This is a genomic window from Chryseobacterium sp. JV274, from assembly GCF_903969135.1.
Lineage (GTDB): Bacteria > Bacteroidota > Bacteroidia > Flavobacteriales > Weeksellaceae > Chryseobacterium.
On record NZ_LR824569.1, the window covers coordinates 404,374 to 418,660 of the forward strand.

Sequence of the window (14,287 nt, forward strand, 5' to 3'; positions counted from 1 at the left end):
GCATAAAATAAAAGAGCCGGGCTATAACCCGGCTCTTTTTGTTATATAAATGTAGCAGAAGCTTAATATTCCTGTATTATACAATATATAATAGAGTTTTAATTTTGTCTGATTAAAAGTTCAGGATATGAAAAACGCATTTTTCACGGGTATTTTTCTGGTATTTGCCCAACTTTACACTTCACAATCTTTCGATAAGCAGGCACACCGCGGAGGAAAATCTCTTTACCCGGAAAACACCATCCAGGCAATGAAAAATGCCTTAAAAATGAATATAACGACCCTGGAAATGGATCTGGCCATCACAAAGGACAAAAAGTTGATTCTTTCCCATGATGCTTTCCTTTCCCCGGAGTTGGTTACAAAACCGGATGGAACCTATATTCCAAAAGATTCTGGTTTTTATTATAAGATTTATGAAATGCCTTATGCAAAAATTAAAACATTTGATGTAGGCCTGAAAAAGCTTAATAACTATCCTGATCAAAAGAAAATGAAGGCTCAGAAACCTCTCTTTTCAGAAGTCATAGATGCATGTGAAGCTTATGCCCGTGAACTAAAGAGACCATTGCCTTTTTATAATATAGAAACAAAGACACGCCCTTTCTCTGATAATATATTTCATCCGGAACCGAAAGAATTTGTAGATCTGATGATGAAAATTATTGTAGAGAAAAAGATTCAGGACAGAGTGATTATCCAGTCTTTTGATCCAAGAACCTTGGAAATCCTTCATAAAGAATATCCAAAAATAATGACAGCTCTGTTGGTAGAAAAAGTGGATGATAAAAAACTGGCTCAGCAGCAGGCTTATTTTAAAAACATTCCTGTAGAAAAATTCAAAATGTATCCCGATCATCTCAGTGGAGTGGCAGGAGATATGAAGTTCCTGAGTTTCACTCCCACTATTTACAGTCCTGAACATAATCTTGTAACTCCCCAATTGATAAAGGAATGCCACTTATTAGGAATGAAAGTAATCCCATGGACTGTGAATACAAAAGAAAGACTGAAGGAACTAAAGGATATGGGAACAGATGGAGTGATCAGCGATGATCCGAGAATATTCGAATAATTTTTAAAACATTTATCTATTAATATAAATAGCCGGAAGAATTTCTTCCGGCTATTTTATACGTGCAGATAACTGCACTTAGGGTTAAAAAATTGGTTCTTTTAATTAAAATTTATAGTTCAGGCCTAACTGAAATACTCTGTTGTTGTTTTCAGCGGCAGGTCTGCTCTTATCAATTTTGGTTAAGCTGTTTACGTATCTTGCACTTACACCGATGTTGGAAGTGATGTCATATCCTAAACCAAGACCCAATCCGAAATTGAATTTGTTGATCATATCTTTGTCGATATCCTGAGAGTTTGAACTTGCAGTAGTTGTAGTAATTCCTCCTGTAGTACTTGCTACAGTAGATTCTGATTTGTTTTTACCATTAAGGAAATAACTGAATTCAGGTCCTGCTTCAATATAAAACTTGTCAATAGGTCTCATTTGAACCATTAATGGAACTGAAATGTAGTTCATTTGTACTCTGCTCTGTACTTTAGTCTTTACATTCGTAACACCATTATCAGTTTCCGTAGAATACATTACATCTTTAGCACCCATTTGGTTGAATAATACCTCTGGCTGGAAGCTGAATTGTTTTGAAATTGGAATATTAACGAATGCACCTGCATGAAAACCTAGTTGCTGGGTATTGATCCCGAACTTCTGCTGACTGAAATAAGAAGAGTTTCCTCCTGCTTTAACTCCGAATCTAATGGGTTGAACATCTTTTTTTAGTGGTGATGCATTTACTGTTTTTGTTGCTGTCTCTGTCTCTTGAGCAAAAGCTAATGTACCAGCAGTTAATGCTAATCCTAAAAATAACTTCTTCATAATTTTATTTTTTAATTTTACTATTTGTGTGTCGATGATTTCTCAATCAGACTCCATTTATTTTGCAAATTGCTTGCCAAAGTTGAAAAATGCTTATTTATAGGGCTTTTGAAGGGCTTTTTGGAAAGTTTTTTTTTAATCATTTATCCCTTTTTGATGAATAAATGTATTGCCAAACTGAATATTTTATGAAAAGAGTTGAAGACTCAGAACGCTTTAATGTAGATAATTGAAATGATAAATAATTAAAAAGCAGAAGTTGTTTTTTGTAAAAATAACGGGGTATCCAGGCTGTTTTCAAGACCTGAAATAAAATACCGGACCATTTACGGTCCGGTATCGATTTTGAAAATAATAAATATCCCTATTTAAACTTATAAGCAACCCCAATATGAAGTGCATTATTTCTTACTTTATCATCCTCGTTGTACTTGTAAACTTCAGTAATACCAGCACTAAACCTTGCGGTCACGCCAAAATTTTTAGTAAAGTAATATCCGGCACCAATACCTAACCCCAGATTAAAACGGTTAAAAAGGCTTGTTGAAATATTCTTTGAGATATGGTCTGTATGATCAATCGTAATTGAATTTCCAGTGGTCTCAATAGTGGTTAAATCTCCTTTTGTTTTTCCTCCCAACAGATATCCAAATTCAGGACCTGCTTCTACATACAGCTGAGGCAGAATATTATATTGAACCATTACAGGAAGAGAAAGGTAATTTAATGTTGTACTATAATCATAATGCTGTGTTCTTCTGTAATTCCCTGAGCTTGTTCTGTAGTTATAGTTTGATTTTGATCCCAGCTGGCTGAAAAGAAGTTCCGGCTGGAGGCTGAATTTTTCAGAAACCGGAATATTTGCGAACACTCCTGCATGAAAACCTACTTTCATTTTTTCATTGTTATCATATTCATAACCGTCTCCTCTGGTAAGCGTAGATCCATTCAAGCCTGCTTTAACACCAAAAGTAACAGGAGAAGAAATTTTTGACTGATTTTTTTCCTGTGCATTTGCGAAAAGGCAGCCTGCAACTGCCAGTACTACAAAGAGTTTTTTCATGATTTTAAAGTTTTAATTTTTCATCATCGCGACAAAATATCTGCCACAAAAGGGAGAAGTGATAAAAATCATGCAATAAGCGAAAAAGTCAGGCTTAAACTAATAAACCTGACTTTTTCTATTGAAATCAAAATGTATCTAATTATTGAGCAAAATACATTTCTGTATCATGCTTTGCATTCTATGTGTTAATCCACCCAATGCCGTTCACGTTAAAAGTTTATAATGGTAATAGTTAGATTTGAGCATTGAAATTCAATTGAACCAATACCTATTTCATTGTAAAAACGGAATCATAAGTTGGGATTTCCGGAATAGAGTACAATCACTACTCAATACGCAAATTTCTTGCCAAAAAACATCAGTGTAATAAAAAAGCCGGATTAAATTTAATCCGGCTTTGTATTGATTAGAAAGTCTGCTTTTAAAAGCGGCCTAATTTTTTAGAATTTATAAGCTAAACCTACCTGGAATACACCATTTCTGGAAGCATCACCTGGGTTGTTTTTAGGGACATCAGATAATCCTGCAGTATATCTTAGATTCACTCCAATATTTTGTGTGAAATAATATCCCGCTCCAAGACCAATTCCGAAATCAAAACTTTTCAAATTGTCTTTAATATCTACAGAGCCACCGTTGCCTTTTCCTTTAGCACTGATAAGGAAACCGAATTGAGGACCAGCTTCTACATATAAATTAGGAATAAGGTTGTACTGTAACATTACCGGTACTGCGATATAATCTGCGTTAAGTTTTAGATCACCGTTACCTTTATATTTACCGCCCAAACCACTGTATAATACTTCTGGCTGTACAGAGAAGTCTTGTGCTACAGGAATGTTTGCAAAAACACCTCCATAAAATCCAGCCTTTGAATTTAAGTCACTGTTAGAAATAGTAGAAACGTTAAGACCTGCTTTTACACCAAATCTAACTGGAGAAGATGAAGCAGTAGAAGTTGAAGTCTTCTGAGCGAAAGTGAAAGTACCTGCTACTAGTGCAAGGCCTAAAAAAATCTTTTTCATAAGTTTTATATTTTAATAGTTTTTAAGTTTTATTTAACATTTCATTAAGAATCAAATGGCGTGCCAAAGTTAAAACTGGTTGTAAATCCAGTGTTTATACTGTATACTGGAAAAAGTAAATCTTTTTTTTACATAAAAAAGCCGGATTAAAAATTAATCCGGCCCCACTTTAATTATTAAAACTTAACGAGAAAAGCTAAACAAGCTTTAGAATTTGTAATTTACTCCTACCTGGAATACTCCGTTTCTTACAGATCCTGATCTGCCATACCCATAAAGATATCTCTGTTGTTTTGCATTCACAATATCAGATAACCCTGCAGTATATCTCACATTTACACCAATATTTTTGGTAATATTATAACCAGCTCCTAATCCGATTCCGAAATCGAAACCCTTGGTTGCATTTTTAAGTTGTAAACTTCCGACATCATCCTTTTGTTCTGCCCTCATAAGGAAACTAAATTGAGGTCCAGCTTCTACATAAAAATTAGGAAGTGCTTTATACTGAAACATTACAGGAACGGAAATGTATTCTAAATTAAGTTTTGAATTTCTGCCTCCTTTTTCTTTTGCCCCAACAGCGCTATACAATACTTCCGGCTGGATAGCAAAATCTTTTGCGACAGGAATATTCACAAAAAAGCCACCATAAAATCCTGCTTTTGATTTCATATCCATATTAGAAAGACTGGAAACATTAAGTCCCGCTTTCAAACCGAATTTGATTTTAGAAGAAGATGTGGATGGAGTGGCAGCATCAGTTGAAGTGTTCTGCGCAAAAACGAAAGTACCTGCGATAAGTGCCAGGCCTAGAAAAATCTTTTTCATAGATTAGTTTTATTTTAAGTTGTTTAACGCTCGGAAAGCAACAAACAATATGCCGTGAACCCCCTTCAGTAAAGACTTTATCATATTTTTAACTAATTGAAAAATCAATAGTTTGGGATATATGTTTAATGTTTTATCAAAGGATCAATGCTTTACCATAAAAAAAAGACCAGATTAAAAAATTAATCTGATCTTTTCTATTGAATATAAAATTTGTTTGTGAATGTGTAAGCTTATTTGAATTTATAAGCTAATCCTACCTGGAATAGGTTGTTTCTTGTAGCATCAGATCCACTAGGTCTGTTTTTCGCTACATCAGTTAAACCAGCAACGTATCTTGCTGTAAGCCCTAAGTTCGGAGTGAAATAATATCCGGCACCAAGACCAATACCAAAGTTGAATGTATTTAAATTGTCTTTGTAATTATCTGTGGTATTTGACTGTCCGTTTGATTCATTTTTGAACTTGTTTTTAGCACTTACCATGAAACCGAATTCTGGTCCTGCTTCCACATAAAGGTCGGGAATCAGATTGTACTGGAACATTACCGGTACTGTAATATAATCTAATTTAGTTGAAGCTGAAAACTTGGTTCCTCCTATAGTATAATCTGATTTATTACCATATTGTGAGTATTGAACCTCTGGTTGAACGCTGAATGAAGCTGCCAATGGAATATTGGCAAATACACCTGCATTGAATCCTATTTTAGATTTCTGATCATCAAGTCCACTGTCTTTTGAAAGTGAAGATACGTTCATTCCTCCTTTCACCCCAAATGTTACTGGATTAGAAGATGTGTTTCCTGTCTGTTGAGCGAATGCGAATGTTCCTGCAGTTAACGCTAATCCTAAAATTAACTTTTTCATAACTTTAATTTTTTAATTTTACTCTTTCTTAATTTTAAATTTTACTACTTGTTCAACATTTTTCAGTTGAACGCAGAGTATCTTTCAAATTGCTTGCCAAAAATCTTTTTTATGAGTAAAATCAATAAAAAAATCACTTAGTGTTTAAGTGATTTTTAAAATATAAAATTGATTTTCAGCTAGTTGTAAATTTAAATAAACATTTGTTTAGAAGAACTCTAAATTGACAATTTTGTTAAAAACAACCTTTTAAACCAGGTTTATTTTTCCAAAAAACAGTTAAGCATTATTCAATTTTCTATAAAAAGACAGAGATTTAAGGATGTTTTCCTGTCTGCACTGATGGTCATAAGTACAAGAACCGATTCCGGAAAGCAGGGAAAAATTGATTTTACTGTCTGTATTCTTTTTATCATTCAGTAATAATGCAGTGATATCTTCATCTTTAAAATCATTGATATCCAGGTAAGGATAGTATCTCTGTACATTTTCAATAACCATATTTGCATCTGTTTCAGAAATAAGATTCTCCAGATAAGCCAGATGAGTTTCTGCAATCATTCCCATGGCAACCGCTTCTCCGTGAAGGATAGGATTTCCTTGCTGTAAACATAAACTTTCCACAGCATGGCCTATTGTATGCCCAAAATTCAAAGTTTTTCTGATATTCTGTTCGTGGAAATCTTTATCTACAACGTCCTGTTTGATTTTCATAGAAGTCTGAATATGCGGAATTACCGTTTCCACCTCCAGTTTACGAACTTTGATCAGCTGATCCCAATGATTTTTATCAGCAATTAATCCATGTTTCAGCATTTCAGCGAACCCACTTCTTAATTCTTTAAACGGTAATGTTTCTAAGAATTTCGGAAAAATAAAGATTTGTTCCGGGAATGCGAAAGTTCCCACCATATTTTTATAATGCATCAGATCAATACCTGTTTTTCCTCCTATGGAAGCATCACACATAGATAAAAGGGTAGTAGGGATATTGATGAACTGGATACCTCTTTTATAAGTAGATGCCACAAATCCGCCCATATCAGTAATCACGCCTCCACCAAGATTGATAACCAGCGCTTTTCTGTCTGCTTGCATTTCCGTAAGAATTTCCCAAAGCTGATTGGCAGTCTGGATATTTTTCATTTCTTCTCCGGCTTCAATCTCTAAAATTTCAAAGCCAAGGTCTGTTTCCATATTTCCTAAAAGAATAGGAAGGCAGTATTCATGAGTGTTTTCATCTACAAGAATGAAAATTTTACTGAAAGATTTTTCATGAAGAAACCCGTTAAGCTGAGAAAAATTATCGTTTAATATTGTTATCATCTTCTAATATTTGTAAAGTTAAAATGTAAACTATAGTGCAAAGTTATGATTCTTAATTTTTAACTCGTAACTAAATTACTATCTTTGCAGAAATTTTTAGAATGAGCAGAGATAATAATAATTCAGACAGACCAAAGAGACCAAGAATTTCAACCAAGAAAAGTTCTGATGATTCTCGTGCTTCCAGATCTGGAAATTCTTCAGGATCAAAACCTTTTAAAAAACCTTTTTCTAAAGACGGAGGCAGAACAGCTCCTGAACATAGAGGGGCTAACTCAAAATTCGACAAAAAACCTTTCAAGAGAAATACAGACAGCTCTGAAGGTTCCAGCGAAGATATGGGTTCAAAATCTGAAAAAAAACCTTACATCACCAATAAAAGTGAGAGCTTTGAGAGAAAATCTTTCGGAAAATCAAAAAGAGGAGGAAACAGTTTTAATACAAGAGATAAATATGAAAGAGGTAGTCTGAAATATGGCAGAAGACCCTCTAATGGAGATGAAAGAGATGACAGAGCAAAATCTTTTGTACAAAAAAGAAGGTTAAATAAAATTGACAAAGATGTTCATAAAGATACTATCCGTCTAAATAAGTATATTGCCAATTCAGGGATCTGCAGCAGGAGAGAAGCTGATGATCTTATTACTCAGGGACTGGTAGAGGTAAACGGAAAAGTAGTCAACGAAATGGGCTATCAGGTGCAGAAAACCGACAGAGTAGTTTTTGACGGACAAAATATTACTCCGGAAAAACCGGTTTATGTACTTTTGAATAAACCAAAAGGTTATATTTCTACGACGAAAGATGACAAAGCAAGAAAAACAGTAATGGATCTTGTAGCTAATGCTTCTCCTTACAGAGTTTTCCCTGTTGGAAGATTAGACCGTTCCACAACGGGGGTTATTTTATTGACCAATGACGGACACATGACTAAAAAATTAACGCATCCATCTTTTGATGCTAAAAAGATTTACCATGTAACGTTAGATAAAAAGCTTACAGGGGAAGATCTACGTCTTATTGCAGAAGGAATCCGTCTTGATGAAGGTATAGCAGTTGTTGATCAGATTTCGTACATTGAAGGAAAACCAAAAAATGAAATCGGAATTGAGATTCATATTGGATGGAACCGTGTTATCAGAAGAATATTCCAAAGATTAGGGTACGAAGTGGAAGCTTTAGACAGAGTAATGTTTGCAGGATTGACGAAGAAGAATATCAAGAGAGGACACTGGAGAATCCTTACAGAACTGGAAGTAAATAACCTTAAAATGCTTTAATATAATGATGAATTATGAGTTATAAAATGAATAGCAGATTCGGATTTGTAACTTATTTCATTCTTTTAAACAATACATTTAAGTGTAAAAAACAAAAAAGCGCAGAATTACTTTCTGCGCTTTTTTTATTGTATTAATTATGAATTCCAGAATTCATAATTAATCATTTATAATTGATCATTACCCTAAAACTGTCACTCCTTTTTCAATCATCTCGTAGATGGCATCTCTGGCGTTGTCCGGTTTTACGTTTACAGCACGTGTACCATTGAAGTGAAGGCATGTTACATATCCGTTGGCCACAGCATCCTGAGCCGTGAACTTCACACAATAGTCTAATGCCAGCCCTACGATTTCAACCAGTTGGATATCGTGATATTTTAAGAAATCGTCCAGTCCGGTTTTCATAAAGTGATTATTATCCTGGAAACCGCTGTAGCTGTCAATTTCTATATTTTTGCCTTTTTGTACAATATGGGTTACTTTGTCTCTGTTCAGATCTTTGTGGAATTCTGCCCCGAAAGTTCCCTGAATACAGTGATCCGGCCACATAAACTGTGGAACACCATTTAAAATAATACTTTCTCCAACCTGTCTGCCATTACTACTTGCAAAACTTTTGTGTCCTGCAGGATGCCAGTCCTGTGTCAGAACCACCTGATCATATGCATTTTCCTCCATGAGAAGATTGATATACGGGATAATTTCTTTGGATCCAGGGACTGCAAGGGCTCCGCCTTCACAAAAATCATTCTGTACATCGACTATTATTAACGCTTTTTTCATATTTTGATTTCTCGAATTTTTGATAAATTTACAAAACTAATCTTCAAAAATTTGTCCAAACCCGAATTTTCGGACAAATCGGCAATAAAAAAATAATAAGCTGGAAGTGCTTTCAGTGGTACAACTGCTAACTGTCTTTGCATAAGAACTTTTTAAAAATGATGAAGCGGAGAGTATTATGTATTCCTTTATGTCCTTCGTACTTCTTTCTTCCATCTCCCGGCTTCAAGCCTTTTACGGTTCAAAAAAATGGAACTAAATCTCAATAGCTTATCTTTGCAGTAAATAAGTATTTTTATGTCATTTGAATCGTTAGGATTATCACACAATATTATTCGTTCTGTTAACAAATTAGGGTATTTAAAACCATTTCCAATACAGGAGCAGGCAGTTCCTGTTATTTTGCAGGGGAAAGATTTAATGGGAATTGCACAGACTGGTTCCGGGAAAACGGCTTGTTTTGTAATGCCCATTTTAGAAAAACTACAGAATGCTGAAGTTAAAAAAGACCGTAATGTTCAGGTTTTAATATTGGTTCCTACCCGTGAACTGGCTATTCAGATTGATGAAGTTTTCAGAGCTTTTACAGAAAATCTGAAGCGGGAGATTCGTACAATGGCTGTTTATGGAGGTGTTTCCATCAATCCGCAGATGAAAGGAATGTTTGGGGTAGAAGTTCTTATTGCCACTCCTGGACGTCTCTTAGACTTAATTGACCATAATGCATTGAGTATTTCAGGAATTCAGCATCTGGTGATTGATGAAGCGGATAAAATGTTTCAGCTGGGCTTTGGAGAAGAAATGAATAAGCTTTTCGGAATGATGCCTGTGGTGAAGCAAACGACTTTATTTTCAGCGACTTTAAATGATAAGGTTTCTGAAATGAAAGAACGCCTGTCTATCAATCCCACTATTATTGAAATTAAAAAAGAAGAAGTTGAAATTGATAATATCGAACAACTTGCATATCATGTTTCTCCTGAAAATAAAGGTCCTTTCCTTCGTTATTTAATTAAGGAAAAAAAGGTGGAAAAGGCTTTGATCTTTGTTTCGTCTACAAGATCTGCAGATAACCTGGTGGAAAAGCTTAAAAAGAATAAAATTAAAGCGGTGGCTATTCACAGTCAGAAATCGCAGGGAGCCCGCAAGAATAACCTGGAAGAGTTTAAAGTAAACGGAGCCCAGATTTTGGTGGCAACAGACCTGCTTGGGCGTGGAATTCACATCGAGTCATTACCATGCGTGATTAATTACGAATTGCCGCGTTCTCCTTTAGATTATATTCACCGTATCGGTAGAACAGGGCGTGCTAATGAGAAAGGGACAGCAATCAGTATTCTGACAGATGATGAATTGCAGCATTTCAGAGTAATCCAGAAGAAAATGGGCCGAAAAGTAACCTTACAAAGAACAGAAGGTATTGATTTACATGGTTATTAGTCCTTTATCAATATAACTTAAAAAAGGCTTCAGTTTATCATTGAAGCCTTTTTTGATGAAAATTGGTACCACAAAAATTGTTATCGGTATAATTAATGCTTTATTCACCTTAGATTCTTGAATTTTTGATAAATTTACAGAAGCTGATATTAATAAATTGTTCCAAAAGATAACCATCGGACAAATCGGCAATAATTAAAAATTAAACCCTTGAGCAATGAGTGATTTAGAGAAAAAAAAGTTTCCGATAGGCCCGTTTGAAGCTCCAGAAAATATCTGCGATACTACACTGGATACTTACATCAAAGTGATCAAAGACTTTCCCGGCAGGCTAAAAAATCTCATTGAACATTTTACGGACGATCAATTGGATACTCCCTACAGAGAAGGAGGCTGGACTATAAGACAGCTTGTGAACCACCTTTCGGACAGTCATATGAATAGTTTTATCCGTTTTAAGCTGGCTCTTACAGAAGATAATCCTACCATAAAGCCTTATGATGAAGCCAAGTGGGCAGAACTTCAGGATAGTTACCATATGCCTGTAAAACCGGCTATGAGAATGCTGAAAGGAACGCACCAAAGATGGGTTGTACTCCTTAAAAGCCTTACGAATAAACAATTTGAAAGAACTTTTCATCATCCGGAGCATAACAGAGATTATAATCTAAGAGACAGCCTTGCTTTGTACGTCTGGCATTGTAATCATCATTTTGCCCATATTGAAAACCTGAAGATAGAAAAAGGTTGGTAAGGAAGCGTGTTAATAATCCCATATATTATAAGGAAATTGTAGACCGAATTTCCATGTTATCTGAAAATTCCCCTGGAAAATGGGGGAAAATGGACGTATGTCAAATGCTAAAGCACTGTGACCTAGTTCTTCAGGTAGCTTTAAAAAAAGTAGAACTTCCCCGTATCAACTTTGTGTATAAGACCATAGGCATATTCACTAAAACAGAAATGTATGTCTTCAATAATGGAATTCCCAGAAACATGCCTACTTTTCAAAAACTAATCGTTAATTTTGAGTGTGATTTTGATGTGTCAAAAACCAATCTGCTGAAAACGCTTGAAGAATTCCGGGAAGCTTGTGAAAAAAGCAACCTGCCGGATCATCACAGGTTATTCGGAAACATGACTGAAAAAGACTGGACATTTTTAGAATACAAACATCTTGATCATCATCTAAAACAATTTAATGTATGAGTTTTTTTGATAAAATATTCGGTGGAAAAAACGAAACCCCTGACCAAAAAACATTCTGGAAAAAGATAGAGTCTGAAGAAGACCTTACAAAAGCTATAGAAGACTCTTTTCAGAATAGAATTGCTATATTTAAACATTCAACAAGCTGTTTTATCAGCAGAACTGTACTGAAGAATTTTGAAAAAGAAGTTGAAAATTCAGATCAGCCGGTCAATGTATACTACCTTGATCTGTTGGCTCACAGATCTGTTTCCAATAAAATAGCGGCAGATTTTGAGATCAGACACGAAAGTCCGCAGCTGATTGTAATAGAGAACGGAAAACCTGTAAACAATGCTTCACACCAGGATATTTCTTTAAGCCAGATTGTATCATGAAGAATATAAATGATTATTTAGCCAAAGTTTTAAATGTTCCCCTTCAAAATGTGAACACTTGCAGCCTGCACTATGAAGTAAAGAAAATTCCTAAAAATCAGTTTCTTCTTCAGTACGGCGAAATATGCCGGCATATATTCTTTGTAGAAAAAGGTCTGTTGAAGATGTATTCCATTGATAAAAACGGGAAAGAGCATATTATACAGTTTGCTCCTGAAAGCTGGCTGATTTCTGACCGAAGCAGTCTTTATTTCAATGAAAAATCCATTTATTATATAGAAGCGGTTGAAGATTCAGAAATTCTGTTTCTGCATCCTGATTTCTTTAATAAGCTGGTTGAACAGTTTCCAAACAGTATTGAAAGAAGTGATTTTCTGCTTCAGAAACATATCAGAAGTCTTCAAAACAGAATCAACTCTTTGCTTGGTGAGACGGCAGAAGAAAGATATATGAAATTTATTAAAATGTATCCTGATTTACTTTTGAGAGTTCCACAATGGATGATTGCGTCTTACCTTGGAATTACTCCTGAGAGTCTGAGCCGTGTAAGAAAAGAGCTGGCGAGAAAAAACTTCGTCCCGGATAATAAATAAAAAAGGATGGAAGATGGGAGAGGGAAGCTTGAAGTTCTGGTAAACACAAAAGAACTTGATAGTTATTATTTAAACATCCTTAATAAGAATTGACATAATCTATTCTTAAAATTATAATAACTTCCATCTTCCTTATTTCAAATAAATTTTTTTCGCAAGATTTCCAACCTGTCTGAGTTTTGCTTGTGTATCTTCCGACCACGGAAGTCCTATGCAGAGTCTCATACAGTTTTCAAACTGCTCCTGAAAGGTAAACATTCTTCCGGGAGCAATACTTATATTTTGCTTGATGGCCATATCGTATAGTTCTGTTGTCCGTATCTTTTTGTCAAATTCTACCCATAAAGATAATCCTCCCTGTGGACGGCTGGTTTTGGTACCTTCCGGGAAAGCTTCTGCAATGGTCTGAACATAGTTCTGATAATTGTTTTGCAGGGTTCTGCGGAGCTGCTGTAGGTGTTTTTCATATTTTCCTGATTTCAGAAAGTTGGCTACAGCTTCATTAACAATTGAAATAGAGGACGTGGAATGCAGGAGCTTAAGCTTCATGATTTTGTCTTTATACTTTCCAGGAGCAATCCAGCCTACACGATATCCCGGAGCCAAAGTTTTTGAAATGGAACTGCAATACAGTACATTTCCGTTTTTATCAAAAGATTTACAACATTTTGGGCGCGTAGAGCCGAAATAAAGATCTCCATAGACATCATCTTCAATCAGTGGAATGTTGTTTTCCGAAAGTATTTTTACAATTTCTTTTTTATTTTCATCAGGCATACAGCTTCCCAAGGGTGAATTGAAGTTCGGAATGAGCAGGCAGATGTCTATTTGGGGAATTACTTTTTTTAAAGCCTCAATTTCTATTCCGGTAGTAGGGTGTGTAGGAAGTTCCAATACTTTTAAACCCATTCCGTTTGCCAGCTGTAGAATTCCCGGATAGCAAGGGCTTTCAATAGCAATTGTATCGCCGGGTTTTCCTAATGCCATTAAGCAGAAAGACAAAGCATTCATTCCGCCATTGGTAGTAATCAGGTCGTTTTCACTCAGATTTCCTCCCCATTGTAAAGAACGTATGGCAATCATTCTTCTTAATTTCAGGTTTCCCTGAAGTTCTTCATATTCAGTACCTCCTTCTTTTAATTCCCTGATAGCGTTTACGATTTCTTTTTTCAGTTTTGCCTGAGGTAAAAGATCTCCTGACGGAATTCCAATAGAGAAAAAAGTAAGGTCTTTTTTACCCATATTTTCATATACTTTACTGATCAGTTCATCCGGTTCATCATTATTGGCGATCAATGAAGGACGGCTCACTTCCGGCAAAGGAAGTTTTGCGGATAATAACTGACTCACAAAATAACCGGATTGCGGTTTGGATTCTACCAAAGACTGGGATTCCAGTTCCAGGAAAACACGCTTGGCGGTATTCATACTTACCTGATGTTCATGGCATAGCATTCTTACCGAAGGAAGCTTATCTCCGGCCTTTAAAATACCATTCCTGATCTGTCCTGCAATTCCGTCTGCAATTTCTGTGTATAAAAATTCTTTGTTCATATTTCAAACTGTGCTCATGCAAATATACAAAACTGAT

Annotated in this window: 15 protein-coding genes; 7 read left to right on the plus strand and 8 right to left on the minus strand. The window is 35.4% G+C overall.

The genetic code is table 11. From position 1 onward, the window contains the following. Positions 1 to 127: 127 nt before the first annotated feature. A complete protein-coding gene (locus CHRYMOREF3P_RS01875; RefSeq protein WP_180563715.1) occupies positions 128 to 1,075 on the plus strand; it encodes a glycerophosphodiester phosphodiesterase family protein in 948 nt (315 codons plus the stop codon). Between the two features lie 105 nt (positions 1,076 to 1,180). Here the strand turns inward: CHRYMOREF3P_RS01875 and CHRYMOREF3P_RS01880 are convergent, their stop codons facing one another. The 6 genes from CHRYMOREF3P_RS01880 to aroB all read right to left on the minus strand — a co-directional run bounded on the left by CHRYMOREF3P_RS01880 (position 1,181) and on the right by aroB (position 7,011). Then, positions 1,181 to 1,894 carry a porin family protein gene (locus CHRYMOREF3P_RS01880; RefSeq protein WP_077417512.1) on the minus strand — a complete coding sequence of 238 codons (714 nt, stop codon included), beginning with the start codon at positions 1,892 to 1,894 and terminating at the stop codon, positions 1,181 to 1,183. A 364-nt stretch (positions 1,895 to 2,258) separates the two neighbouring features. Further along, a complete protein-coding gene (locus CHRYMOREF3P_RS01885) occupies positions 2,259 to 2,957 on the minus strand; it encodes a porin family protein (protein WP_180563716.1) in 699 nt (232 codons plus the stop codon). A gap of 443 nt (positions 2,958 to 3,400) precedes the next feature. After that, positions 3,401 to 3,985, minus strand: a complete 585-nt coding sequence (locus CHRYMOREF3P_RS01890) for a porin family protein (RefSeq protein WP_077417508.1) — start codon at positions 3,983 to 3,985, stop codon at positions 3,401 to 3,403. A gap of 207 nt (positions 3,986 to 4,192) precedes the next feature. Then, the gene (locus CHRYMOREF3P_RS01895) at positions 4,193 to 4,816 is read right to left on the minus strand and encodes a porin family protein (protein WP_077417506.1); all 624 of its coding nucleotides are present in this window, start codon (positions 4,814 to 4,816) and stop codon (positions 4,193 to 4,195) included. 233 nt (positions 4,817 to 5,049) lie between these two features. Beyond that, complete coding sequence (locus tag CHRYMOREF3P_RS01900; protein ID WP_077417504.1) at positions 5,050 to 5,685, minus strand: porin family protein; 636 nt, start codon at positions 5,683 to 5,685, stop codon at positions 5,050 to 5,052. A 279-nt stretch (positions 5,686 to 5,964) separates the two neighbouring features. Next, the gene (aroB, locus tag CHRYMOREF3P_RS01905) at positions 5,965 to 7,011 is read right to left on the minus strand and encodes a 3-dehydroquinate synthase (protein WP_180563717.1); all 1,047 of its coding nucleotides are present in this window, start codon (positions 7,009 to 7,011) and stop codon (positions 5,965 to 5,967) included. Positions 7,012 to 7,112: 101 nt separating this feature from the next. On the opposite strand from aroB, the gene CHRYMOREF3P_RS01910 reads away from it, so the two are divergent. Beyond that, positions 7,113 to 8,291, plus strand: a complete 1,179-nt coding sequence (locus CHRYMOREF3P_RS01910) for a pseudouridine synthase (RefSeq protein ID WP_232538943.1) — start codon at positions 7,113 to 7,115, stop codon at positions 8,289 to 8,291. A gap of 180 nt (positions 8,292 to 8,471) precedes the next feature. Here the strand turns inward: CHRYMOREF3P_RS01910 and pncA are convergent, their stop codons facing one another. Beyond that, entirely contained in the window at positions 8,472 to 9,077 is a 606-nt protein-coding gene (pncA, locus tag CHRYMOREF3P_RS01915; protein WP_077417500.1) for a bifunctional nicotinamidase/pyrazinamidase, read from the minus strand. 297 nt (positions 9,078 to 9,374) lie between these two features. On the opposite strand from pncA, the gene CHRYMOREF3P_RS01920 reads away from it, so the two are divergent. From CHRYMOREF3P_RS01920 to CHRYMOREF3P_RS01940, 5 genes are all read left to right on the plus strand, one after another. Further along, complete coding sequence (locus tag CHRYMOREF3P_RS01920; RefSeq protein ID WP_077417498.1) at positions 9,375 to 10,517, plus strand: DEAD/DEAH box helicase; 1,143 nt, start codon at positions 9,375 to 9,377, stop codon at positions 10,515 to 10,517. Positions 10,518 to 10,734: 217 nt separating this feature from the next. Further along, positions 10,735 to 11,271, plus strand: a complete 537-nt coding sequence (locus tag CHRYMOREF3P_RS01925) for a YfiT family bacillithiol transferase (RefSeq protein WP_077417494.1) — start codon at positions 10,735 to 10,737, stop codon at positions 11,269 to 11,271. Continuing rightward, on the plus strand, positions 11,265 to 11,726 hold the full coding sequence (locus tag CHRYMOREF3P_RS01930) for a DUF1569 domain-containing protein (protein WP_228408848.1): 462 nt from the start codon (positions 11,265 to 11,267) through the stop codon (positions 11,724 to 11,726). The genes CHRYMOREF3P_RS01925 and CHRYMOREF3P_RS01930 overlap by 7 nt, the downstream gene beginning before the upstream one ends. Beyond that, entirely contained in the window at positions 11,723 to 12,103 is a 381-nt protein-coding gene (ytxJ, locus tag CHRYMOREF3P_RS01935; protein ID WP_077417490.1) for a bacillithiol system redox-active protein YtxJ, read from the plus strand. Before CHRYMOREF3P_RS01930 ends, ytxJ begins: the two co-directional genes overlap by 4 nt. Further along, positions 12,100 to 12,696, plus strand: a complete 597-nt coding sequence (locus CHRYMOREF3P_RS01940; protein ID WP_047374905.1) for a Crp/Fnr family transcriptional regulator — start codon at positions 12,100 to 12,102, stop codon at positions 12,694 to 12,696. The genes ytxJ and CHRYMOREF3P_RS01940 overlap by 4 nt, the downstream gene beginning before the upstream one ends. A gap of 132 nt (positions 12,697 to 12,828) precedes the next feature. Here CHRYMOREF3P_RS01940 and CHRYMOREF3P_RS01945 read toward each other — a convergent pair whose 3' ends face one another. Continuing rightward, positions 12,829 to 14,250, minus strand: coding sequence for a PLP-dependent aminotransferase family protein (locus CHRYMOREF3P_RS01945; RefSeq protein ID WP_180563718.1), 1,422 nt, complete (start codon positions 14,248 to 14,250; stop codon positions 12,829 to 12,831). Positions 14,251 to 14,287 lie beyond the last annotated feature (37 nt).